This is a genomic window from Mesorhizobium sp. M7A.T.Ca.US.000.02.2.1 (assembly GCF_003996995.1).
Lineage (GTDB): Bacteria > Pseudomonadota > Alphaproteobacteria > Rhizobiales > Rhizobiaceae > Mesorhizobium.
In genome coordinates, this window is the sequence record NZ_RZTT01000051.1 from 1 (window position 1) to 22,086 (window position 22,086).

At 62.6% G+C, this 22,086-nt stretch carries 25 protein-coding genes; 6 read left to right on the top strand and 19 right to left on the bottom strand.

The annotated features are described in order from the left end of the window. A partial coding sequence (locus tag EOD15_RS07520; protein WP_148129505.1) for a peroxiredoxin occupies nt 1-385 on the top strand: 385 nt, incomplete at its 5' end. A 75-nt stretch (nt 386-460) separates the two neighbouring features. Then, entirely contained in the window at nt 461-937 is a 477-nt protein-coding gene (locus EOD15_RS07525) for a DUF2938 domain-containing protein (RefSeq protein WP_127270018.1), read from the top strand. A 133-nt stretch (nt 938-1,070) separates the two neighbouring features. Here EOD15_RS07525 and rnhA read toward each other — a convergent pair whose 3' ends face one another. The 12 genes from rnhA to coxB all read right to left on the bottom strand — a co-directional run bounded on the left by rnhA (nt 1,071) and on the right by coxB (nt 10,881). Then, nucleotides 1,071-1,601, bottom strand: coding sequence for a ribonuclease HI (rnhA, locus tag EOD15_RS07530; protein WP_127270020.1), 531 nt, complete (start codon nt 1,599-1,601; stop codon nt 1,071-1,073). An 11-nt stretch (nt 1,602-1,612) separates the two neighbouring features. Continuing rightward, entirely contained in the window at nt 1,613-2,575 is a 963-nt protein-coding gene (locus EOD15_RS07535; protein WP_127270022.1) for a homoserine kinase, read from the bottom strand. A 5-nt stretch (nt 2,576-2,580) separates the two neighbouring features. Continuing rightward, on the bottom strand, nt 2,581-3,591 hold the full coding sequence (gene ispH, locus EOD15_RS07540; protein WP_023808604.1) for a 4-hydroxy-3-methylbut-2-enyl diphosphate reductase: 1,011 nt from the start codon (nt 3,589-3,591) through the stop codon (nt 2,581-2,583). An 88-nt stretch (nt 3,592-3,679) separates the two neighbouring features. Then, complete coding sequence (locus tag EOD15_RS07545) at nt 3,680-4,435, bottom strand: SURF1 family protein (protein ID WP_164761698.1); 756 nt, start codon at nt 4,433-4,435, stop codon at nt 3,680-3,682. Continuing rightward, nucleotides 4,432-4,836, bottom strand: coding sequence for a DUF983 domain-containing protein (locus tag EOD15_RS07550; RefSeq protein ID WP_127320371.1), 405 nt, complete (start codon nt 4,834-4,836; stop codon nt 4,432-4,434). The genes EOD15_RS07545 and EOD15_RS07550 overlap by 4 nt, the downstream gene beginning before the upstream one ends. 56 nt (nt 4,837-4,892) lie before the next feature. Beyond that, nucleotides 4,893-5,384: a L,D-transpeptidase family protein gene (locus tag EOD15_RS07555; protein ID WP_127320373.1), complete on the bottom strand. Its 492-nt coding sequence runs from the start codon at nt 5,382-5,384 to the stop codon at nt 4,893-4,895. A gap of 93 nt (nt 5,385-5,477) precedes the next feature. Continuing rightward, entirely contained in the window at nt 5,478-6,359 is an 882-nt protein-coding gene (locus EOD15_RS07560; RefSeq protein WP_127320375.1) for a cytochrome c oxidase subunit 3, read from the bottom strand. 1 nt (nt 6,360) lies between these two features. After that, complete coding sequence (locus tag EOD15_RS07565; RefSeq protein WP_127320377.1) at nt 6,361-6,993, bottom strand: cytochrome c oxidase assembly protein; 633 nt, start codon at nt 6,991-6,993, stop codon at nt 6,361-6,363. Further along, nucleotides 6,993-7,151 (bottom strand): hypothetical protein, encoded by a 159-nt coding sequence (locus EOD15_RS07570; protein ID WP_013532777.1) that lies wholly within the window; start codon nt 7,149-7,151, stop codon nt 6,993-6,995. The genes EOD15_RS07565 and EOD15_RS07570 overlap by 1 nt, the downstream gene beginning before the upstream one ends. Nucleotides 7,152-7,153: 2 nt before the next feature. Beyond that, nucleotides 7,154-8,098 carry a heme o synthase gene (locus EOD15_RS07575; RefSeq protein ID WP_127320379.1) on the bottom strand — a complete coding sequence of 315 codons (945 nt, stop codon included), beginning with the start codon at nt 8,096-8,098 and terminating at the stop codon, nt 7,154-7,156. Between the two features lie 75 nt (nt 8,099-8,173). After that, nucleotides 8,174-9,826: a cytochrome c oxidase subunit I gene (gene ctaD, locus EOD15_RS07580; RefSeq protein ID WP_023808611.1), complete on the bottom strand. Its 1,653-nt coding sequence runs from the start codon at nt 9,824-9,826 to the stop codon at nt 8,174-8,176. 38 nt (nt 9,827-9,864) lie between these two features. Then, complete coding sequence (gene coxB / locus EOD15_RS07585) at nt 9,865-10,881, bottom strand: cytochrome c oxidase subunit II (protein ID WP_164761699.1); 1,017 nt, start codon at nt 10,879-10,881, stop codon at nt 9,865-9,867. A gap of 259 nt (nt 10,882-11,140) precedes the next feature. Here coxB and EOD15_RS07590 point away from each other — a divergent pair, with 259 nt between their 5' ends. Further along, nucleotides 11,141-11,695: an invasion associated locus B family protein gene (locus EOD15_RS07590; RefSeq protein ID WP_013532781.1), complete on the top strand. Its 555-nt coding sequence runs from the start codon at nt 11,141-11,143 to the stop codon at nt 11,693-11,695. Nucleotides 11,696-11,849: 154 nt separating this feature from the next. Further along, entirely contained in the window at nt 11,850-13,262 is a 1,413-nt protein-coding gene (gene tldD / locus EOD15_RS07595) for a metalloprotease TldD (protein WP_127320383.1), read from the top strand. Between the two features lie 40 nt (nt 13,263-13,302). On the opposite strand, the gene EOD15_RS07600 is transcribed toward tldD, so the two are convergent. The 4 genes from EOD15_RS07600 to EOD15_RS07615 all read right to left on the bottom strand — a co-directional run bounded on the left by EOD15_RS07600 (nt 13,303) and on the right by EOD15_RS07615 (nt 16,252). Then, a complete protein-coding gene (locus EOD15_RS07600) occupies nt 13,303-13,809 on the bottom strand; it encodes an RES domain-containing protein (RefSeq protein ID WP_127270325.1) in 507 nt (168 codons plus the stop codon). Then, on the bottom strand, nt 13,802-14,173 hold the full coding sequence (locus EOD15_RS07605; RefSeq protein ID WP_127270326.1) for an antitoxin Xre/MbcA/ParS toxin-binding domain-containing protein: 372 nt from the start codon (nt 14,171-14,173) through the stop codon (nt 13,802-13,804). The genes EOD15_RS07600 and EOD15_RS07605 overlap by 8 nt, the downstream gene beginning before the upstream one ends. Nucleotides 14,174-14,249: 76 nt before the next feature. Then, nucleotides 14,250-15,491, bottom strand: coding sequence for a class I SAM-dependent RNA methyltransferase (locus EOD15_RS07610; protein WP_127408402.1), 1,242 nt, complete (start codon nt 15,489-15,491; stop codon nt 14,250-14,252). Next, nucleotides 15,488-16,252 carry a TlyA family RNA methyltransferase gene (locus EOD15_RS07615; RefSeq protein WP_127322723.1) on the bottom strand — a complete coding sequence of 255 codons (765 nt, stop codon included), beginning with the start codon at nt 16,250-16,252 and terminating at the stop codon, nt 15,488-15,490. The genes EOD15_RS07610 and EOD15_RS07615 overlap by 4 nt, the downstream gene beginning before the upstream one ends. Before the next feature lie 324 nt (nt 16,253-16,576). Here EOD15_RS07615 and EOD15_RS07620 point away from each other — a divergent pair, with 324 nt between their 5' ends. Both EOD15_RS07620 and EOD15_RS07625 read left to right on the top strand, forming a co-directional pair. After that, nucleotides 16,577-17,572, top strand: coding sequence for a sterol desaturase family protein (locus tag EOD15_RS07620; RefSeq protein ID WP_164748752.1), 996 nt, complete (start codon nt 16,577-16,579; stop codon nt 17,570-17,572). A 266-nt stretch (nt 17,573-17,838) separates the two neighbouring features. Then, on the top strand, nt 17,839-18,720 hold the full coding sequence (locus tag EOD15_RS07625) for a GNAT family N-acetyltransferase (RefSeq protein WP_245463601.1): 882 nt from the start codon (nt 17,839-17,841) through the stop codon (nt 18,718-18,720). Nucleotides 18,721-18,808: 88 nt separating this feature from the next. On the opposite strand, the gene EOD15_RS07630 is transcribed toward EOD15_RS07625, so the two are convergent. From EOD15_RS07630 to EOD15_RS07640, 3 genes are all read right to left on the bottom strand, one after another. Further along, entirely contained in the window at nt 18,809-19,102 is a 294-nt protein-coding gene (locus EOD15_RS07630) for a hypothetical protein (protein WP_127321233.1), read from the bottom strand. 147 nt (nt 19,103-19,249) lie between these two features. Continuing rightward, a complete protein-coding gene (gene dxs / locus EOD15_RS07635) occupies nt 19,250-21,163 on the bottom strand; it encodes a 1-deoxy-D-xylulose-5-phosphate synthase (protein ID WP_127321234.1) in 1,914 nt (637 codons plus the stop codon). Between the two features lie 142 nt (nt 21,164-21,305). After that, nucleotides 21,306-22,086, bottom strand: a 781-nt coding sequence (locus tag EOD15_RS07640; RefSeq protein WP_148129506.1) for a pirin family protein, incomplete at its 5' end; no start/stop codon positions are given.

The window sequence follows — 22,086 nt, forward strand, 5'->3', positions numbered from 1 at the left end:
CAAGAAGGTCGTGCTGTTTGGGATTCCCGGCGCCTTCACACCGACCTGCAGCAACAACCATTTGCCGGGTTATCTCGAGAACCACGATGCCATCCTGGCGCGCGGCGTCGACACCATCGCCGTCGTTTCGGTCAACGACGTCCATGTCATGGGCGCCTGGGCGCACTTCACCGGCGGTGAGGGCAAGATCATGTTCCTCGCCGACGGCAGTGGCGATTTCGCCAAGGCGGTAGGCCTCGACAATGACCTTTCCGCCAGCGGCATGGGGCTGCGTTCGAAGCGGTTTTCGATGATCGTCGACGACGGCAAGGTCACCGCGCTCAATGTCGAGACCAAGCCTGGTGTCGACGAGTCCGGCGCGGCTCATATTCTGGGACAGCTCTGAAGTTCAGCGCGGCGTCGGGTGTGGAACGACGATCGCGCTTGTAGCCCAGGGCTTGCGTTTGGGGGGATTCTAGCGATGTTTGACATGTTCTGGCGCGCTATCGCGATCGGCATCGGCGCCACCGTCCTGATGGATCTCTGGGCCATCTTCCTGCACAAGGCGTTCGGCCAGCCACGGCCGAACTGGGGGCCGGTCGGTCGCTGGGTCTGGCATCTCCGTGACAAGGTCTTCCACGACGATATCGGCGGTGCCGCACCGTACGTGCATGAAAAGGCGCTGGGTTGGGCCTTTCACTATTTTGTCGGCATTGTCTACGGCATCATCCTGGTGGTGCTGGCCGGAGCAGGCTGGCTTGCCGCGCCGACATTCCTGCCGGCCTTCATCCTCGGCATCGTCACCGTCGGCGCCGGCTGGTTCCTGCTGGCACCCGGCATGGGCGCCGGTTGGGCGGCCTCGAAGCGGCCCAACCCGATGCTGATCCGGGCGCTGAATCTGGTGTCGCACACCGTGTTCGCACTTGGGCTTTGGGGCACGGCGCTGCTGATCCGATAAGGGTCTACAACTGCGCTGGCCAGTCGATCGGCAGCCAGCAGTAGATAACGCGGTGCGCGCCGATATCGTAGTAGTTGCCACCCCCGCCGGCTGATCCGCTTCTTCGTACCTGAGAGCCGCGCCGCTCCGGAAATCAATAGCTCTGGGTAGAGCGCCGCACTTTCGCGATTGCCGGTTGTTTGGCCGGCGCAGCAGGCTTTGCCGCTGCTGCAGGCTTGAACGGACCTTTCTTGAACGGCGCCATGCCTTCGCGCGCAAGCTCGTCGGCGCGCTCGTTCTCGACATGACCGTCATGGCCCTTGACCCAGTTCCAGGTGACCTTGTGGCGCTTGTTGGCCTCGTCGAGCGCCTGCCAGAGTTCACCGTTCTTCACCGGCTTCTTGTCGGCGGTCTTCCAGCCGTTCTTCTTCCAGCCGTGGATCCACTTGGAAATGCCGTCCATGACATATTTGCTGTCGGTGTGAAGGTCGACCGTGCACGGCTCCTTCAGCGCGTTCAGCGCCGAAATGGCGGCCAACAGTTCCATGCGGTTGTTGGTCGTCTCGGCTTCGCCGCCGGAAAGCTCCTTGGTGGTGCCGTTGAAGCGCAGGATCGCGCCCCAGCCGCCAGGGCCGGGATTGCCCGAACAGGCGCCGTCGGTGAAGATCTCAACCAGTTTGCTCATGATACCCCATATCAGGCCAATCCATATTCCGAAGGAGATTTGATCGCCCGGTGGAACCGCATCCTTCTGATGTATTCGGTCGGATCGCGCTTCATCACCAGCCCGCCATCGGGGACGGTCAGCCAGTCGTACAGCCGGGTCAGCATGAAGCGCAACGCCGAACCGCGCGCCAGCACCGGCAGCGCAGCTTGTTCCTGGTCGCTCAGGGGCCGGACGCTCTGGTAGCCGGCGAGCAGCGCCTTGCCCTTGGTGAGGTTGAAGGAAAAATCCTTCTCGAAGCACCAGGCGTTGAGACAGGTGGCGACATCATAGGCGTAGAGGTCGTCGCAGGCGAAATAGAAATCGATCAGGCCGGACAGTTTTTCGCCGAGGAAGAAGACGTTGTCCGGGAAAAGATCGGCGTGGATGATGCCTTTGGGAAGGTCCTTCGGCCAGTTGCGCTCGAAATCGGCAAAGTCGGCATCGACCTCGGCCGCTAGGCCCGGCTCGACCTCGTCTGCGCGATCGCGCGCTGCATCCCAGAGCTTGCGCCAGCCGTCGATGGCCAGGGCATTCGGACGCGTCATCGAAAAATCGGCACCGGCCAGATGCAACTGCGCCAATGCCTTGCCGACCTCGGCACAATGCGTTGCTGTGGGCCGCCGCAACGAAAGCCCTTCCAGGAAGGTGATGATGACCGCCGGCCGGCCGGCGAGCGTGCCGATGACGCTGCCGTCATGCGCGGTCACCGGCAGCGGGCAGGACACGCCCTTGTTGGCGAGATGGCCCATCAGCCCGAGGAAAAACGGCAGATCCGCCTTCTCGACGCGCTTCTCATAGAGCGTCAGGATGTAGGAGCCGCTGGAGGTGTGCAGCAGAAAGTTCGAGTTCTCGGTGCCTTCGGCGATGCCCTTGTAGGACAGGAGATCGCCGACCGGATAGTGCTTCAGGAATGCGCCGAGTTCGCCTTCCGCAACGTCGGTGTAGACCGCCATGTGCCTTACGCGGCTCCATTGACGAAGGCCATGTCGGCCCGCGTCAGTTCGACATCGCGCAGGACCCGCATGACTGGAAAATCCTCGGTTTCCGTGGCCGTGATGGCAAGATCGATCGTGACATCGAAGCGTTGCCGGAACGCGTCGATGATCTCGTCGACGATGATTTCGGGCGCCGACGCGCCGGCCGACAGGCCAAGCGTCGAGATGTTGCCGATGTCATTCCACGGAATCTCGGCGGCGCGCTGCACGAGAAGCGACATGGTGGCGCCTGCACGCTCCGCGACTTCGACAAGTCGTCGCGAATTGGAGGAATTCGGCGCGCCGACGATCAGATAGAGATCGGCGCCCGGCGCGGTGTCCTTGACGGCTTCCTGGCGGTTGGTGGTGGCATAGCAGATCGATTCCGCCGCTGGTGCCTGAAGCGCCGGAAAGCGATCCTGCAAGGCGCGGATGATGCCGGCGGTGTCCTCGACAGACAATGTGGTCTGGGTAACGAAGCCGAGCGCCTGCGGATCGGCGGGCGAGAGCTTTGCGGCATCGGCTTCGGTTTCGATCAGCGTCACCGCTCCGTCCGGCAGTTGGCCCATGGTGCCGATCACTTCGGGATGACCGGCGTGACCAATCAACAGCACATGGCGGCCGAGCCGCTGATGGCGCATCGCCTGCTTGTGAACCTTCGACACCAGCGGGCAGGTGGCATCGAGATAGAAGAGATTGCGCGCCTTCGCATCCGCCGGCACCGATTTCGGCACGCCATGCGCCGAGAACACGACGGGCGACTGCCGATGTTCGGCCGGTATCTCGGAGAGTTCCTCGATGAAGACGGCGCCAAGGCTTTGCAGCCCCTCGACGACGTAGCGGTTGTGCACGATCTCATGGCGGACATAGACCGGCGCGCCATATTTCTTCAGCGCCAGCACGACGATCTGGATGGCACGGTCGACACCGGCGCAGAAACCGCGCGGCTGGCAGAGCCGGATCGTCAGAGGTGGTTTAGTGGTTGTCTGAAGCATTAAATCCGGGCCGGTTGATCAAAGCCGAAATGAAGTGCGCACCCCTGCCCTGTCAAGGGCATCGGTTGAAAGGGGGCATCAGCCGCGTTCATTCGTCTTTCGCGGGACGGCGAAGCCGCAGGATGAGCACGGCTGCGAGCGCCGCGGCAAGCCCGTACCAAGTCATCGCATATTGGAGATGGCTGTTCGGGAGATCGATGATGGTGACGCCGCCAACCGGCAAGCCGCCTGGGTTTGGCGTCTTGTCTGCGTCGATGAAGATCGGCACCAGCGCGGCGCCCGCCGGCAGACCGGCGCTTGCAGCCATCACGTCGCGGTCCTTCCAGTAGAAGATGTTCTTCGCCACGTCGTTGTCGGGAAGCATCATCGACGGCTTGCCCGGCAGCGGGTTGCGGGCCAGCCCCGTGACCGTCACTCTGCCAGCCACCTGTCCCTTGGCGCGCTTGGCGGCATCCTTCAGATCGTAAGGCACGAAGCCGCGATTGATCAGGACGAAGCGGCCGTCGTCGAGCGCCAGCGGCGTGTAGACATTGAAGCCGGCATCACCTTCCCAGGTCGCGTAGAAATGGCGTTCGCCTTGATGCAGGAACGTGCCGGTGACGGTGACAGGCGTATAATCGACATCCCCGGTGGCGGCGAACTCTTTCTCGACCGCAACCAACGGCAACGGCGCCGAATGGGTGCGCTGGTCGATGGTCTGCAGAAGGCCTTCCTTCCAATACAGGCGCTGCATCTGCCAGGTGCCGAGCACCAGCAGGATCAGGAACAGCACAAGGCCAAGGCCGAGCAGCAATGCCGATCGCGGCCGCGAACGACCGTCAGTTCTAAGGGAAGCCTCGCTCATTCGCCGCGATCCAGCCGGCCCTCGGCCGCTTGGTTGCGGTATTGCAGCGTCAGCAGCACGCCCTTGATCAGCCGCAGCGCCGTCAAGCACAGCACAACAGCCAGCGGAATCCAGACCAGCAGATGCAGCCAGAGCGGCGGGCTGAGCGTGACTTCTACCCAGAGCGCCAGGCCGACGATGATAAAGCCGATGATCAGGATCACGAACACCGCCGGCCCGTCGCCGGCATCAGCGTAGGAATAATCGAGGCCGCAATTGACGCATCGCTTGCCGACGGTGAGGAAGCCGGAAAATAGCCGCCCCTCGCCGCAGCGCGGGCAACGGCCATGCAGGCCGGCCGAGATCGGATCGATCGGCGGCCAGATCGCCCTATCTTCACTCCTGGAAGAGTCGTCGCTCATTGCTTACCGCTCGATTTCAGATCGACCGGCAACCAGTTCATCTTGCCACTCATTGCCTACCGCTCGATCTCGATCGGTGTGCCATCGGCCACCATCGCCCAGATTTCGTCCATATCGGAGTCCGTAACCGCAATGCAGCCGTCGGTCCAGTCGACCAATTGAAGCAGCCAGCCCCACCAGCCATAACCGTTTGGCTGGCCGTGGATCATGATCATGCCGCCCGCGTCGACATTGCGCGCCCTGGCGGCCGCCAGATCGTCGGTGTTGGGGTACGAAATATGGATCGATCTGTGCGCGATGCTGTTCGGGTTGCGCCAGTCGAGGACATAGTTCCCCTCGGGCGTGCGTTGATCGCCCTCCTGGTGCTTATGCCCGACAGGATCGCCGCCGAGTGCGATGCCGTAGCTGCGCAGGATCTTGCCGTCGCCGATGAGTTCCAGCCGGCGTTCGGCTTTGTGGACACGCACCAGATCCACCTTCTCGCCGGCAAAGGCCGGGAGTGCCGCGATCATCAATGCGCAAATGGCCCGGAAAATTGTCAGCCGCATTGGCTATCGATCAGCGATCATTGCGCCAAAAAGAAGAAGGCGGCCACATTGCCGCGGCCGCCCCTCCCCAAACGGAAATTCCTCAGGCCAGGATCAGTGGCCCTCGATCACCGCGCCGACCGATCCCCAGACGTAGATCGAGGCGAACAGGAACAGCCAGACCACGTCGACGAAGTGCCAGTACCAGGCGGCCGCCTCGAAGCCGAAATGTTGCTTGGGGGTGAAATCACCCTTCATCGCCCGGATCAGGCAGACCAACAGGAAGATGGTGCCGATGATGACGTGGAAACCGTGGAAGCCGGTCGCCATGAAGAAAGTGGCGCCATAGATGGAATCCTTGAAGGCGAACGGAGCATGCATGTACTCGTAGGCCTGCACCATGGTGAACAGCATGCCGAGGCCAACGGTCAGCACCAGGCCGTTGATCAGCCCCTTGCGATCGCCATGGATGAGCGAATGGTGCGCCCAGGTCACCGTGGTGCCGGACAGCAGCAGGATGACGGTGTTGTAGAGCGGCAAATGGAAGGGATCGAGAACTTCCATGCCCTTCGGCGGCCAGAGACCGCCGGTAAACGCGGTGCGGGCATATTGCTGGACTTCGCTCGGAAACAGGCTGGCATCGAAATAGGCCCAGAACCAGGCAACGAAGAACATTACCTCCGAGGCGATGAACATGATCATGCCGTAGCGCAGATGCAGCGACACGACACGCGTGTGATGGCCCTCATGCGCCTCCTTGATCGTGTCCGACCACCAGGCGAACATGGTGTAGAGGATGATCACGAGACCGATGAAGAACAGCCATGGATTGGCGATGTTGAAGCCGAAGATCGGGAACGAGCCGCCCTTCAGGTATTCCATCAGGCAGACGCCGCCAAAGGCGGCGACAAGTGCGCCTACCGATCCCAGGAAAGGCCACGGGCTCGGGTCGACGAGATGATAGTCATGCTGTGGTTTTGCGTGCGCGTCTGCCATATCAACCCCCGAGATTTGCTTCGGTATTCGAAATTGTCTTGCTATTGCCCTTGGCCGGCTCCGAGGAGGCGACCGGCTTGGCCTTCTCGACCGGGAACATCGTATAGGACAGCGTGATCGTCTTCACGTCCTTCAGTTCCGGCACATTGACGATGTCGGGGTCCACGTAGAACAGGACCGGCATGTCCAGTGTCTCGCCGGGCTTCAGCGTCGTGTCGGTGAAGCAGAAGCATTCGACCTTGTTGAAATAGGGACCCGCCAGTTCAGGCTGCACGTTGAAGGTGGCGCGGCCGGTCACGGGACGATCGAACTTGTTGGTCGCCTGATAGTGCGCCTGCACGGTCTCGCCGATCTTCATCGTCATCGAGCGCTGGACCGGCTGGAACTCCCACGGCACGCCAGCGATGTTGGCATCGAAGCGGACAGTGATCTCGCGGTCGAGCACGCGGCCGGCATACTGCTTCTCGGCACGTTGCGTCGTGCCGCCATAGCCGGTCGCCTGGCAAAACATCTTGTAGAGCGGGACCGCGGCATAGGCCATGCCGATCATGCCGGTGAAAAAGGCGAGGCAGACAGCCGCGACGATGACGTTGCTGTTCTTGCCAGCCGCTTTCTTAGAGGTCTCGACGCTCATCACATCGTGCCCAGATTGTGGCCGAACTTCACGATCGTCGCGATGTAGAAAATGACCACCAGCAGCGCCAGCGCCACACCGATGGCGATAGAACGGCTGCGCTGCGCCTTCTTCTGACGCTCGGTCAACGTGACGGTCTCGAGCTTTTCCTCGATCATGGTCATGCTCCACCCATGGCAAGCGCGCGTTCAACAACGCTGTCGGCCAGATAGGCAGCGAAGATGGCGAAGAGATAAAGCAGCGAATAGGCGAACAGGGCCTTGGCCGGTTTCATGACGCGGTCATCGTCGGCCATGCCAAGCACTTTCCACGCGTACCAGACAAAACCGACTCCCAGAAGCAGGGCGGCCACGCCATAGAACGGCGTCGTGTAGCCAAGCAGCCACGGCAGCACGCCGACCGGGGCCAGCACCAGCGCATAGGCGAAGATCTGGCGGCGGGTCGAAGCGTGGCCGGCGACGTTGGGCATCATCGGAATGCCGGCCTTGGCGTAGTCCTCGGACTTGAACAGCGCCAGCGCCCAGAAATGCGGCGGCGTCCACAGGAAGATGATCAGGAACAGGACAATGCTTTCGAGGCTGACTGTCCCGGTCACCGCGGCCCAGCCGATCACGGGCGGAATGGCACCGGCGGCCCCGCCGATGACGATGTTCTGCGGCGTCCAGCGCTTCAGCCACATCGTGTAGACGACGGCGTAGAAAAAGATGGTGAAGGCGAGCAGCGTCGCCGCCAGCCAGTTGACCAGCACGCCGAGCGTCATCACAGACAGCACCGACAGCACCAGCCCGAAGGTCAGGGCTTCGTGCGGCTGGATGCGACCGGCGGGGACCGGGCGGTTGGCGGTCCTGGTCATCACGGCATCGATGTCGGCATCGTACCACATGTTGAGCGCGCCGGAGGCACCAGCACCTATTGCAATAGCCAGGATGGCGATCACCGCCAGCAGAGGGTTGATGGTCACGGGTGCGGCGACAAGGCCGACAAAGGCGGTGAACACCACCAGCGACATGACGCGCGGCTTCAGCAGCGCGAAGAAATCGCCCGCCGTCGCTTCCGACATGCGAAAGCCCGCTTCGTCAATCAATGGGTCGTCGACAAGGGCCATGCGTACTTAAGTCCATCATCCGTTGGCCAAAACCGCCGGCGGACCGGCGGTTTCGTATTCGAGCGGGCAGCCGCCTTACTTGATTTTCGGCAGCTGTTCCCACTGGTGGAAGGGCGGCGGCGAAGGCAGCTGCCATTCGAGCGTCGTTGCGCCCTCGCCCCATGGGTTGGCGCCGGCGATCCGCTTCTTCTGGAAGGCCTCGAACACACCATAGAGGAAGATCAGGACGCCGATGGCCGAGATATACGAGCCGATGGACGACACATAATTCCAGCCGGCGAACGCATCGGGGTAGTCGATGGTGCGGCGCGGCATGCCGGCGAGACCGAGGAAGTGCTGCGGGAAGAAGATCAGGTTCACGCCGACGAAGGTGACCCAGAAATGGGTGTTGGCGATGACGGGCGAATACATGTAGCCGGTCATCTTCGGGAACCAGTAGTACCAGCCGGCGAAGATGGCGAACACCGCGCCCAGTGACAGCACGTAGTGGAAGTGGGCAATGACGAAATAGGTGTCATGCAACGAGCGGTCGAGGCCGGCATTGGCCAGCTGGACGCCGGTGACGCCGCCGATGGTGAACAGGAAGATGAAGCCCAGCGCCCACAGCATCGGCGTCTTGAACGAAATCGACCCGCCCCACATCGTCGCGATCCAGGAGAAGATCTTCACGCCTGTCGGCACCGCGATGACCATGGTGGCGAAGACGAAATAGCGCTGCGTGTCGAGCGACAGGCCGGTCGTGTACATGTGGTGCGCCCACACGATGAAGCCGACGGCGCCGATCGCCACCATGGCATAGGCCATGCCGAGATAGCCGAACACCGGCTTCCTCGAGAAGGTCGAGATGACGTGACTGATGATGCCGAAGCCCGGCAGGATCAGGATGTACACTTCAGGGTGACCGAAGAACCAGAACAGGTGCTGGAACAGGATCGGGTCGCCGCCGCCGTCGGGCGCAAAGAAGGTGGTACCGAAATTGCGGTCGGTGAGCAGCATGGTGATGCCGCCGGCCAGGACCGGCAACGACAGCAGGAGCAGGAAGGCGGTGATCAGCACCGACCAGGCAAACAGCGGCATCTTGTGCAGCGTCATGCCAGGCGCGCGCATGTTGAAGATGGTGGTGATGAAGTTGATGGCGCCGAGGATCGACGACGCACCGGCAATGTGGATCGACAGGATCGCCAGATCCATGGCCGGCCCGGGCTGGCCCGAGGTCGAAAGCGGCGGATAGAGCGTCCAGCCGCCACCGACGCCAAAGGCGCCCGGCGCGCTCGGCACGAACATCGAGGTGAGAAGCAGGATGAAGGCCGGCGGCAGCAGCCAGAAGGAGATGTTGTTCATGCGCGGGAACGCCATGTCGGGCGCGCCGATCATGATCGGAACCATCCAATTGGCGAAACCGCCGATCAGCGCCGGCATGACCATGAAGAAGATCATGATCAGGGCGTGCGCGGTGGCGAAGGCATTGTACATGCTCTTGCCGCCGTCGATCGCGGCGTCACCGTTCATGCCATAGACCATCTGCGCCAGGCCGCTGAAGATCTGGATGCCAGGCTCCTGCAGCTCCATGCGGATGGCGACCGACAAGGCACCGCCGATGATGCCGGCCATGATCGCGAAGATCAGGTAGAGCGTGCCGATGTCCTTGTGGTTGGTCGAATAAACCCAGCGGACCCAGCCGTGATAAGGCTTGTGGTCGTGCCCGTCGTGAGCTGCAGCGTCTGCCATGTTCCGCTCCGTTCCCTAAATCTTGCTAACCCGCGGCATCAGTTGCCGGCGGCCGCTACCTTGTTCTGGCCATCGACCTCGGCCATCAGCGTCTTGTTGGCGCCGGGCAGATCGGTCTTGGCTGCCGCCAGCCAGGTCTTGAACTGCGCATCGGAGACGACGCGGATGGCGATCGGCATGAAGGCATGGTCCTTGCCGCAGAGCTGCGAGCACTGGCCGTAAAAAATACCTTCCTTCTCCGCCTTGAACCAGGTCTCGTTGGTGCGGCCCGGAATGGCATCGATCTTGATGCCGAACGACGGCATGGCAAAGGAGTGGATCACGTCGGTCGCGGTGACGAGCACGCGGGTCATGGTGTTGACCGGCACCACCAGTTCATTGTCGACCGCGAGCAGGCGCGGATAAACCTTGCGGTCCTCCTTGCCGGCGGCGGCGCGGTCGGCGTCCTGGAGGATCGCGGAGTTGAAGGAGAGCGTGTTTTCGGTCTGGTACTCGTAGTCCCAGTTCCACTGGTTACCGGTCGCCTTGACGGTCAGCTTCGCTTCTTCCGGCGGCGTGTATTGCGCGGTCAGCAGCTGGAACGAGGGAATTGCCAAGCAAAGCAGGATGACGACCGGACCGACAGTCCAGATCACCTCGATCAGCGTGTTGTGGCTGGTCTTGGACGGAACCGGGTTCGCGCTCGCACGGAATCTGACGATGCAATAAGCGAGGAGCAGCAGCACCAGGATGGTGATCGGGACGATGAACCACATCGTGTAGTTCCCGAACCACTCGATCTGCCGCATCATGTCAGTCGCCGGCGCCTGGAAGGTTGTCTCCCAGTTCTTGGGCTGGTCGGCATGGGCGGATGCGCCGGCGAAAAACGTGACAGCGGCACAAGCACTTAGAAACTTGGCACTTGCTGGAACCTTGGCGTTTGCCAGGAAATTTCTCATCGCCCTCATCGTCTCCCAGTTCCTCGCTGCGGTACCCACGAGAATAACGAACAATGCCGGGACGGGAATCCCGACAGTTTCAAGGTGGTTCAAACCATACTCTTTTTCCCTCCGCAAGAAAGGAGCGGACGAAACCGTGCGGCATTTTTGCGCGCAAGCCCGGATATGCCTTTGGAGGCAGCCGCGGCAGCACCGAATCGCCTACAGTGAGCCCGCAGCAGCATTCCCGCGGGCCGCAGGTGCCGAACGTCGCAATTCGGGCGAAATTGGCAGGGAAAAGCGCCCAATTGGCTTTTTCGGGGCAGACCTGGTGCGGTCTCGTCCTTTACTTGGCTTTGGCGCGGCTTAAAGTGCCGTGATTCGCAATGGAGCCGTCATGAATTACTGGCTTTCGAGAAACTCTCGGTTTTCGAGAAACTGGGCGAAGGTCATCTTTTTCGCCGCCCTGTCTGGCATCGGCTTGTCCGCGATCGTGTCCGGCACGGCGAACGCCGCGCAGCCGAGCGGCACCGTGCGCTCGACACATGGCGCATGGTCGATCATCTGCGACACGCCGGCCGGTGCCACCTCGGAACAATGCGTGATGATGCAGAACGTCGTCGCCGAGGACCGTCCCGAGATGGGACTGTCGGTCGTGGTGCTGCGCACCGCCGACAACAAGGCGGAGATCCTGCGCGTGCTGGCGCCGCTCGGCGTGCTTTTGCCCAACGGGCTCGGCCTCAATGTCGACGGCAAGGATATCGGCCGCGCCTATTTCGTGCGCTGCTTCCAGGACGGCTGCTATGCCGAGGTGATCCTCGAAAAGCCGCTTCTCGACACGCTGAAGACCGGCACGTCGGCCACCTTCATCGTTTTCCAGACCCCGGAAGAAGGCATCGGCATCCCGGTCGACCTCAAGGGCTTTGCCGACGGCTTTGCCGCCCTCCCCTGAAAGCCCGGCGACATCACCGGCTTCAACCAGAAGTGACTTCGACGGGCTGCTGGCAAACCGCTTTTGTCGTTACAATGCGGCAGAGCGATTGTCTCGGCGCGCCTTCGCGCCTACATCGTGGCAAAGACCCATTCCTCCTGTGAACGGATGCGCCATGAACAGCCTGATCGGCCAATTCGACATTTCAGACGATCGCATCAAGCGGATCGTCGCCGATACCATCAACGGCGCCGATGACGGCGAGCTGTTCCTCGAATACAGCGAGAGCGAAGCGCTGATGTTCGACAATGGCCGCCTGAAGACCGCCAACTTCAACACCGACCAAGGGTTTGGTTTGCGTGCGGTTGCCGGCGAAGCCAGCGGCTATGCCCATTCCAGCGACCTGTCCGAAGCTTCGCTGCTGCGTGCGGCCGACGCGGTGTCAACCGTCAAGGGCGGTTATTCCGGCACGCTTGCCGCGGCACCTGCCCGCACCAACCGCCATCTCTATGGCGAAGAGAACCCGATCCCCTCGCCTTCCTTCGAGGCCAAGGCAAAGCTCTTGCAGGAAATCGACGCCTGGCTGCGCGCCGAGGATCCGCGCGTGCGCCAGGTTTCGGCATCGCTCGCCGCATCCTGGCAGCATGTCGAGATCGTGCGCGCCGATGGCCAAATGGTGCGCGACATCCGCCCGCTGGTCCGCATCAACGTCTCCGTCGTTGTCGGCGATGGCGACCGCCAGGAGAGCGGCTCCTACGGCATGGGCGGCCGCAAGGCGTTTGGCGAATTCCTGGTCGAGGACAGCTGGAAGCACGCCGCCAAGGAGGCGCTCAGGCAAGCTCTGATCAATCTCGAGGCCATACCGGCCCCGGCCGGCACTTTCGACATCGTCTTGTCCAGCGGCTGGCCGGGCGTCATGCTGCACGAGGCCGTCGGCCATGGGCTGGAAGGCGATTTCAACCGCAAGAAGACCTCGGCCTTCGCCGGCCTGCTCGGCCAGCAGGTCGCCGCCAAGGGGGTCACCGTCGTCGACGACGGCACCATGCCCGAACGGCGCGGCTCGCTGACCGTCGACGATGAAGGCACACCTTCGGCCCGCAATGTGCTGATCGAGGATGGCAAGCTGGTCGGCTACATGCAGGATCGCCAGAATGCCCGGCTGATGGGCATGAAGGCCACCGGCAACGGCCGCCGCGAAGGCTATGCCCACCAGCCGATGCCGCGCATGACCAACACCTATATGACATCTGGCGACATGGAGCCGGACGAAATCATCGCCTCGGTCAAGAACGGCATCTATGCCGTCTCCTTCGGCGGCGGTCAGGTCGATATCACCTCGGGCAAATTCGTGTTCGGCTGCACCGAGGCCTACATGATCGAGAACGGCAAGGTGACGCAGCCGATCAAGGGCGCGATGCTGATCGGCAACGGTCCGGACGCCATGCACCGCGTCTCGATGATCGGCAACGACATGAAACTCGACACCGGCATCGGCATGTGCGGCAAGGCCGGACAGGGCGTGCCCGTCGGCGTCGGCCAGCCGCATCTGCGCATGAACCAGATGACGGTGGGCGGCACCAGGGTTTGATAAGAACAGTCGACGAGCTTACTCGCCCATCTGAATTGCCCTAAAGCCAGGATGCCGGCGATTTCGGTAGACGCCGGTCGGGGTCGACGACCTCCAGGCGCGGCGCGCCATCCTCGTTCCAGCGCCAGAGCGCAACGCAGGTGCCGCCGGGCGACATGAAGGACGGATAGATCACGCCGTTCACCCCATCGGCAAGCAGGCGATCCCGCAGCTTGTGGGTCTCGGGCACAAGGCCCTGATCCAGCATGTCTCGCCATTCGCATTGGTGAATGCCCGCCGTCATGGCCAATTCGCTCAGCATTGCGGCATCGGTCAGATCGGCCAAGCGCGCGCCCGAGAGCTCAAGTTGGGCAATTAACGCCGGATGCTGGACAAAGCCCTGATTGTACTCCGCCCAGGCGGTGGACAATTCGCGCGCCGCATAGATCGTTGAAGCGCCAATTGGATTCCAGCGACCGCCGAAGTGGGCAGCGCCCTCGCCCGAAAGCGGCAGATGCGCCCAACGCGGTACGAAGGCCCGCCACAAGGTCAGGCTGATCTCAGGCATACACGCCGGAGCGGACGGCCTCCAGATAGGCAAGCACCTTGTCCGTCTTGCCCTCGCGAACCAGGTCGTAGGCGGTCTTTCCCGCCCAGCCGGGGATCGGCTGGTGCTTAAACCAGATCGCCGCACGTTGCTCGCCGCCGGCCATTTCACCGGCCATCGACAGGATGCGGACGATCGGGCTGAGGGCGGCGTCGACCTTGCGCGCGCCGGCCTTGGCGGCAAGTGTGTTGCGCGCGACCCCGATCAGGCCGGCCAATTCGGTCAGGTTGACACCAAGCTGTTCCGCGACACGCCTTGCCGAAAGGTAAGGCGACCGTTCCTCGCCAAAGCGTGACGCCGGAACTTCGAGGGCTGCGGAGTTCATGACGATTACCTAGCATAGTTTGATGCGTACGATATCAAAATAAGCTCAATTCACGTGCGACTCAAGCACAAGCGACCTACCGCCTCCGCTTCGGCTTCTCCAGCAACGCCACGGCCTCAACATGCGGCGACCACAGGAACTGGTCGATCGGCGTCACGCTTTTCAGGATGTAGCCGCCGTCTATGAGGATGCGCAAATCTCGCGCGAGCGTCACCGGATTGCAGGACACCGCGGCGACGTAGGGCACATCCGAGCGGGCGATCTGCTTCGACTGGTCCTCGGCGCCGGCGCGCGGCGGATCGAACACCACACCGTCGAAGGCATTCAATTCCTTGAACGTCAACGGCCGGCGGAACAGGTCGCGGCGTTCACCCGTCACCCGCTTCAAGCCAGTGGCGAAACGCGATCCACGGTCGAGGGCCGAAAGGGCTGCCGCATCGCCCTCCACCGCATGAACTTCCGACTTCGCGGCCAGACGCAGAGCAAAGCTGCCGCAGCCGGCGAAAAGATCCGCCACCTTCTTGGCGCGCTTCAGATGTCCGCCGACGATATCGGCCATCGCCTGTTCGGCGGCCTCGGTTGCCTGCAGGAACGCGCCCGGGGGCAAGGCGACAGCGACGCTGCCGAACATGACAACCGGCTTTTTCGGCTCGATGATGATCTCGTCATCGATGGACAGCCTGGCAAAGCCCTGCGCCATGACGAAATTGGCAGTGATGCGGCGCTGATGCTCCCCCAGCTTGCCGGATTCGTGAACCGCGACATCGAGACCCGAACCGGTCACGGTGACCGCCACCCGGAACGATTTGGTGGTTGCGCAGACCAATTCGGCAAGCGCCTTCAAGCGATCGAGCGAAGCGACGATCTCAGGAAGCGAGATCGGGCATTCCGATATGGCGATGATCTCCGGCGACAGATGGCGATGGAAGCCGAGCAGCATGCCTGTATCGGTGCGCCGGGCGGCCAGCACGACACGGCGGCGCGTCTGCGGCGCGCAGGCGACCAGTTCGCCGATCTCGCAATCGATGCCTTTGCCCTTCAGGATGTGCGCCACTTTTTCGCGTTTCCACTGGCGATAGGCTCCGGCTTCGAAATGCTGGAGCGCGCAACCACCGCATTCGGTGAAATGGCGGCAGGCGGGATCGATGCGCAGCGGCGATGATTCCAGCACCGCCATCAGCATGGCGCGATCCCTTTCGCGCGCGGCGGTGACCGTTTCACCGGGCAGTGTGAAGGGAATGAACAGATCGCCTGTCTCGGTCTCGGCGACACCGTCGCCCTGAGCGCCAAGTTTCCTGATGCTGAAGCGCGCGCTCATCGGTCCTTGATCCCACCGAGCAGGAATTCGCGATTGCCGTCGCCGCCCTCGATCGGCGACAAATGCAGCCCGAGCGAGCGCCAGCCGGGAACGGAGTCTAGCCAATCCTGCAGCAGGCCGGCGACACGGGAGGCGCCGTAGGGATCTTTCAACAGACCACCCTTGCCGATCGCGTCACGGCCCGCCTCGAATTGCGGCTTGACCAGAAACACGGCCTTGGCGCCAGCCTTCGCCAGACCAAGCGCCGGCGGCAGCGCCAGTTTCAGCGAGATGAAGCTGACGTCGGACACGATGAAATCCGGAATACGCCCGCTGAGATCGGCAACGGCGAGATCGCGGGCGTTCAGTCCTTCGATCACCGTCACACGCGGGTCGCCGCCGATATCAGGATGCATCTGGCCATGACCGACATCGACCGCGGTGACATGGGCCACGCCGCGCTCGAGCAACACCTGGGTGAAGCCGCCGGTCGAGGCGCCGATGTCGAGCGCTTCAGAGCCGGCAGGGTCGAGGCCGAAATGATCGAGCCCACCGATCAGCTTGAGTGCCGCGCGCGACACATAGCCTTGCGCCGGATCATCGATGGCAACAAGGCATTGCGGCAAAACGCTCTGGCCGGGCTTGCGCGCAATGACGCCGTCGACGGTCACCGTGCCACGCTCGACCGCGTCGCGGGCACGTGAGCGGCTGGCAAACAGCCCGCGCTGGACGAGCAGGTCGTCGAGCCGCTGGCGTGCGCTGGCTGGCAGAGGGGAATTCATCGGCCTTCATGGCGAAAGCCGATGACGATGGCAAGAGCACCGGCCGGAAGCATCTCGTCTCACGTTCCCATCATCACGCCCAGCACATTGGACCGCGGCGATGGTGAGGCGTTCCGTCACGCCGACCACCCTATGAATATCTATCGTTGCGCCGGTTGAGACGGATGACCGCCGAAGCATGAGGTCTCGTCGCCTGCCGATAAGTGCCTAAAATCTAGAAAGCCTCATGATTTCTTAACCAATTTTCATCGCATTTGCTTGAGGACTTCAATGTTATGACCGCGACGACCGGAAAAGCCGGATGAAGAGGCGGCAACCTTGGAAATGGCCAGCGATATCGTCTACAAGGTTCTTGACCGGATTTCCGGCGCCGGCCTGCTGGCGACCGGACTTCTGTTGCTGACTGCTTTGGTCAGCGCCCTGGTCGCCTACTGGCGCACGGTCGAGAAAAAGAGCTGGAAAGAGTTTTTCGAGTTCGCAGTCCCGCATGAGGTCATCACGCACCCTTCGGCGAAAGCCGACCTTTTGTTCTGGGTGACGCGGAAGGCGCTGATGCCATTCCTCATGCTGCCCGCCGGCGTCGTCTTCGTCAGCGCCGTCGGCTATGCGACGAACTGGTTGCTCTCCACGCTGCTGGCGATCCAGCCGCCCCTGATCGAAGGACCGGCAGGGCCGGTGACGGTGACGATCTTCACCATCACCATGCTGCTTGCCTACGACATTTCGTACTATCTCTATCACGTCGCCCAGCACCGCTACCCGGTGCTGTGGGAACTGCACAAGGTCCACCATTCGGCCGAGGTGATGGTCGGCATCACCAAGGATCGCGTCCACCCGCTCGACGAATTGATGAACCGGGCCTGGGACGGCGTCATTCCCGGCATCTGCTTCGGCATCTGGTCGCTGGTGTCGCTGAACCTCGTCGAGCTGACGGTCTTCGGCGTCAACGTCTACATCATACGCAACATCCTGATGATGGATTTCGTCAGGCACACGCATTTCAAGATCTCGTTTGGACCGTTGAACAATCTGATCCTGTGCCCGCACTGGCATCAGCTGCACCACAGCACCGACCCGCGCCACTACGACAAGAACTTCGGGCTGCTCTTCTCGTTCTGGGATCGGCTCTTCGGAACCCTGTGCGTTCCGAGACCCGACGAGGACTTCAAGTTCGGTTTGATCGAACGCAACGTGCGCGACTACCAGTCGCTCGCAGGCCTCTATGTCCTGCCGCTGAAGCGGATGTGGCGGCAGATCGCCAGACATTTCCGCACCGACAAGCCCGAGCCACAGCAATCGCCGCAAAGGGGGAAGCCATGAACGGACCCGCCGTGTTCCGGATGCCGCGAACGCACCGGATCGAAATTGCGACCTCGCCAGCGCGACTGGCAGAAATCGCGCCCGCCTGGGCAGCGCTCTGGCAACGCGCCGGCGGCCTCGTTTTCCAGCATCCCGACTGGATCTCGGCCTGGTGGCACACCACACCGCATCAGGACCGTCGCGGTCTCAGGATAGGCCTGGTCTGGAGCGGCGAGCGTCTCGAGGCCGTCATTGCGCTCGCGACCTTCTGGCGCTCGGGCATCCGTATGCTGGAGTGGGCGGCGAAAGATCACTGCGACTATGGCGATGTCCTGCTTGCTCCCGATGCCGAGCCACAGATCCTGCCGCAACTCTGGCAACATATCCTCGACGATGGCGGCTTCGATCTTGCCTACCTCAATCGTCTGTTGCCCGATGCCCGATTCCGGACCCTGCTCGGTCCCGCCGCCCCAGGCCAGGGCAATATCTTGCAGCCAAGCCACCGCAGCGAGGTCAGCTATCGAGTTTCCGGCGCCGGGCAACGCGGCGCACAATGGTTTGAAAGCCAGTCGAAGAAAACCCGGCAAAACTATCGCCGTGGCTACAAATTCATGGAGGAAGGCGGCGCGCTGCGTTTCCGCCTGATGGATGCACACGAAGCCCGCGAGCCGGTGCTGGAGCGCGTCGCCGCGCTGAAGCGGTTGTGGCTTGCAAAACACGGCCGCGTTTCGGACCTCTTCGACGAAGGCTCCCCCGCGCTGGCGGCACTCATATCCGTTCTGGCCAAGCTTGGATTGCTGCGCATCTTCGTGCTCGAACGCGAAGACGAGATCATCGCCATCTCGATCAATTTCGAGCAGCATGGAACGATGATGGCTTTCGTCACCACCTATGATCCGGCCTTCGAACGGGCCTCGCCGGGGATGGTCTTGATGATGGATTACATCCAGTGGTCGTTTGACCGGGGCTTGACCACGATCGATTTTCTCTGCGGCGGCGAGGATTTCAAGCGCCGCTTTGCGACGCATTCGGTGATCTTGTCGTCGGTGGTGGGTGGACGAAACCTGCGCGGACGCCTAGCCGCCCTGGCAGACCGCGCCCGCCACGCGGCGCAATCCTGGCGCCCCGAGAAATCGGCGCAGCAAGCGGAGCTGGTTGCGGCGGAGTAGCATCGCCGACGCTTTTTAGATCGCCTGCACAGCGGCAAGCGCGATGAAACGATCGGGTAATCCCGATCAAGGCTTGTTGGTCTTCAGCTCAGAATACGGTTCGCGAAACCGGGCGCTCGACGGCTGGAGACAAGCCATCCTCACGGCCGCCCGAAGCTTGCTCGCGTGCAGGCTCGATGGCAACCGCAGGCGCGGGAACAGGGGCGGGCAGAACCACCAATTGCGGCACCTGCTTGAAGGAAAAGCCGCCGCGGATGTCGCCCATCTTGGCGGCGATGATGCCCATCGCCGCCTTTTCGAGGCTGCGGTCATAGCGCGTTTCGGCTGTGGCCGGCGCGATGATAACGGCGCAAAGTGCTGCGCCGCACAGAAGCGTTTTCATTGTTGTTATCTCCCTGCCTGATCACGAACTAGCAGGGCGCCATTGAAAACGGCCAAGAGACACGGTAAGCAAAGCGCCAAACGGCAGCGTAAACAAAGCCTTAAGATCGCTTGCCGGCAAACTGATTCAAGTCTTTGAGACTTTGATTCAGGCGCGCTGGGCGTGGACTGTGTGCCCGAGTGCCACGAACACGGTGCGCACGATGCCGGCGGCATCGAGCCCGGCATCGGCATACATCTTTTCCGGCTTGGCGTGGTCGGTGAACGCGTCGGGCAGCACCAGCGGACGCACCTTCAGGCCGCTTTCCAGCAGGCCCTCATGGGCAAGGAACTGCAGCACGTGGCTGGCGAAGCCGCCGACGGCGCCCTCCTCCACCGTCACCAGCACCTCATGCGAGCGGGCCAGCCGCCGGATCAGATCCTGGTCGAGCGGCTTGGCGAAACGGGCGTCGGCGACCGTGGTGGACAGCCCGGCAGCCCCTAGCTCCTCCGCGGCGATCAGGCAATCCTGCAGCCGCGTGCCGAAGGACAGCAATGCAACCTTGGTGCCCTCCTTGACGATGCGGCCCTTGCCGATTTCGAGAACCGAGCCGCGCTCCGGCATGTCGACGCCGACGCCATTGCCGCGCGGATAGCGGAAGGCGATCGGACCCTCATCATAGCTCGCCGCGGTGCGCACCATGTGGCGCAGCTCCGCCTCGTCGGCGGCCGCCATGACGACGAAACCCGGCAGTGTCGCCAGGAAGGTGGTGTCGAAGGCGCCGCAATGGGTCGCGCCATCGGCGCCGACGAAACCGGCGCGGTCGATGGGAAACCGCACCGGCAGTTTCTGAATAGCGACGTCGTGGACCACCTGGTCGTAGGCGCGCTGCAGGAAGGTGGAATAGATGGCCGTGAACGGCTTGTAGCCTTCGGTGGCAAGGCCGGCGGCGAAGGTCACCGCGTGCTGTTCGGCGATGCCGACATCGAAGGTGCGCGACGGGAACGCTTCGCCGAACAGGTCGAGACCGGTGCCGCTCGGCATAGCGGCCGTGACGGCGACGATGCGCTCGTCCTCGCGGCCCTCCTGGACCAGGCTTTCGGCGAACACCTTGGTGTAGGCCGGTGCGTTGGCTGGCGCCTTGGCCTGCGCGCCGGTGATGACGTCGAACTTGTTGACGCCGTGATATTTGTCGGCGGCGGCTTCGGCCGGCGCATAGCCCTTGCCCTTCTGAGTGACGACATGGATGAGCACCGGGCCTTCGCCATTGTCGCGGACATTTTTCAGGACCGGGATCAGGTGCTCCAGATTGTGGCCGTCTATCGGGCCGATGTGATAGAAGCCGAGTTCCTCGAACAGCGTACCGCCGGTGACGTAGCCGCGTGCATGCTCGACCGCCCTTGTGATCGCACGATCCGCGCGCTTGCCGAGATAGGACGTCAGTTTCTTGCCGAAATCGCGCAGGCCGACATAGGCCTTGCCGGAGGCCAGCCGCGCCAGATAGGCGCTCATCGCGCCGGTCGGCGGCGCGATCGACATGTCGTTGTCGTTGAGAATGACGATCAGCCGTGCATCGAGCGCACCGGCATTGTTCATCGCCTCATAGGCCATGCCGGCAGACATGGCGCCGTCGCCGATGACGGCAATGACGCTGTTGCGGCCGCCGGAGAGATCGCGGGCGGCGGCCATGCCGAGGCCCGCCGATATCGATGTCGAGGAGTGGGCGGCACCGAACGGATCGTACTCGCTTTCGGCGCGGCGGGTGAAGCCGGACAGGCCGCCTTCCTGGCGCAGCGTGCGGATACGGTCGCGGCGGCCGGTCAGGATCTTGTGCGGATAGGCCTGGTGGCCGACATCCCAGATCAGCCTGTCATCGGGGGTGTTGAAGACATAGTGCAGCGCCACTGTCAGCTCGACCACGCCAAGCCCTGCGCCCAGATGACCACCCGTGCGGGACACGGCGTCGACCAGTTCGGCGCGAAGCTCGGACGCCAATTGTGGCAGTTCGCTTTCGGCAAGCGTGCGCAGGTCGGCCGGGATGCGGACCTTGTCGAGAAGCGGCGTATGCGGCGTTGCGTTCACGGTGCTCGGGCTTTCGGTTGATGGGCGAAATAAGCCGCCGGCCGGCGAAAGTAAATGTGTGTCAGTGACGCGGATCAGGCCGTGACCTTTTGTTTCCATGCATGTCGTTTCCCCAAAACCAGGCCACCTTGGGCGACGGGCATCAGCTTTCCGGCAGCGGGATGAACTCTTCCTCGTCTCCGGGAACGATGTCGAAGCGGCCCGTCTTCCATTCCTCTTTCGCTTGTTCGATGCGCTCCTTGGACGACGAGACGAAATTCCACCAGATGTAACGCTTCGAACCAAGAGAGGCGCCGCCGAACAGCATGAAATGCGCCCCGGTCTGCGACGACACGACGATCTCGTCACCGGGACGGAACACCAGCAGCCGTTCGGCTGGGAACACATCGCCCGAAATCGAGACTTCGCCCTCCAGCGTGTAAATGGCGCGTTCTTCCGCATGGGCAGGGATTTTCACGCTGGCGCCGGGCGCCAGGCGCAGGTCGGCGTAGAGCGTCTCCGAGTCGGCCCTGACCGGAGACCGCAATCCCTGGAAATCGCCGATGATGAGGCGCCCGTTGACGCCTTCGGCATCGATCTCGGGAAGCCTGAGCGCTCCTGTGTTCTCGAAAACCGGTGCCACCTCTTCCTTGTCGTCCGGCAGCGCCAGCCATGTCTGCAGGCCGGACACCGACATCGGCGCACCACGCAGTTCCTCCGGCGTACGCTCCGAATGGACGATGCCGCGGCCGGCGGTCATCAAATTCACGTCGCCGGGCTGAATGACCATTTCGGTGCCGAGTGAATCGCGATGCCGGATCTTGCCGTCGAACAGATAGGTGACCGTCGACAGGCCGATATGCGGATGCGGACGGACGTCGAGCGCCTGGCCGGCGCGCAGGATCGCCGGGCCCATGCGGTCGAAGAAGATGAACGGCCCCACC

What these genes read in the sequence shown, in the direction of transcription:
- EOD15_RS07525 (WP_127270018.1), top strand. Translation starts at nt 461, where the DNA reads ATGTTTGACATGTTCTGGCGCGCTATCGCGATCGGCATCGGCGCCACC.
- rnhA (WP_127270020.1), bottom strand. Translation starts at nt 1,601, where the DNA reads ATGAGCAAACTGGTTGAGATCTTCACCGACGGCGCCTGTTCGGGCAAT.
- EOD15_RS07535 (WP_127270022.1), bottom strand. Translation starts at nt 2,575, where the DNA reads ATGGCGGTCTACACCGACGTTGCGGAAGGCGAACTCGGCGCATTCCTG.
- ispH (WP_023808604.1), bottom strand. Translation starts at nt 3,591, where the DNA reads ATGCTTCAGACAACCACTAAACCACCTCTGACGATCCGGCTCTGCCAG.
- EOD15_RS07545 (WP_164761698.1), bottom strand. Translation starts at nt 4,435, where the DNA reads ATGAGCGAGGCTTCCCTTAGAACTGACGGTCGTTCGCGGCCGCGATCG.
- EOD15_RS07550 (WP_127320371.1), bottom strand. Translation starts at nt 4,836, where the DNA reads ATGAGCGACGACTCTTCCAGGAGTGAAGATAGGGCGATCTGGCCGCCG.
- EOD15_RS07555 (WP_127320373.1), bottom strand. Translation starts at nt 5,384, where the DNA reads ATGCGGCTGACAATTTTCCGGGCCATTTGCGCATTGATGATCGCGGCA.
- EOD15_RS07560 (WP_127320375.1), bottom strand. Translation starts at nt 6,359, where the DNA reads ATGGCAGACGCGCACGCAAAACCACAGCATGACTATCATCTCGTCGAC.
- EOD15_RS07565 (WP_127320377.1), bottom strand. Translation starts at nt 6,993, where the DNA reads ATGAGCGTCGAGACCTCTAAGAAAGCGGCTGGCAAGAACAGCAACGTC.
- EOD15_RS07570 (WP_013532777.1), bottom strand. Translation starts at nt 7,151, where the DNA reads ATGATCGAGGAAAAGCTCGAGACCGTCACGTTGACCGAGCGTCAGAAG.
- EOD15_RS07575 (WP_127320379.1), bottom strand. Translation starts at nt 8,098, where the DNA reads ATGGCCCTTGTCGACGACCCATTGATTGACGAAGCGGGCTTTCGCATG.
- ctaD (WP_023808611.1), bottom strand. Translation starts at nt 9,826, where the DNA reads ATGGCAGACGCTGCAGCTCACGACGGGCACGACCACAAGCCTTATCAC.
- EOD15_RS07590 (WP_013532781.1), top strand. Translation starts at nt 11,141, where the DNA reads ATGAATTACTGGCTTTCGAGAAACTCTCGGTTTTCGAGAAACTGGGCG.
- tldD (WP_127320383.1), top strand. Translation starts at nt 11,850, where the DNA reads ATGAACAGCCTGATCGGCCAATTCGACATTTCAGACGATCGCATCAAG.
- EOD15_RS07600 (WP_127270325.1), bottom strand. Translation starts at nt 13,809, where the DNA reads ATGCCTGAGATCAGCCTGACCTTGTGGCGGGCCTTCGTACCGCGTTGG.
- EOD15_RS07605 (WP_127270326.1), bottom strand. Translation starts at nt 14,173, where the DNA reads ATGAACTCCGCAGCCCTCGAAGTTCCGGCGTCACGCTTTGGCGAGGAA.
- EOD15_RS07610 (WP_127408402.1), bottom strand. Translation starts at nt 15,491, where the DNA reads ATGAGCGCGCGCTTCAGCATCAGGAAACTTGGCGCTCAGGGCGACGGT.
- EOD15_RS07615 (WP_127322723.1), bottom strand. Translation starts at nt 16,252, where the DNA reads ATGAATTCCCCTCTGCCAGCCAGCGCACGCCAGCGGCTCGACGACCTG.
- EOD15_RS07620 (WP_164748752.1), top strand. Translation starts at nt 16,577, where the DNA reads ATGGCCAGCGATATCGTCTACAAGGTTCTTGACCGGATTTCCGGCGCC.
- EOD15_RS07625 (WP_245463601.1), top strand. Translation starts at nt 17,839, where the DNA reads ATGCTGGAGTGGGCGGCGAAAGATCACTGCGACTATGGCGATGTCCTG.
- EOD15_RS07630 (WP_127321233.1), bottom strand. Translation starts at nt 19,102, where the DNA reads ATGAAAACGCTTCTGTGCGGCGCAGCACTTTGCGCCGTTATCATCGCG.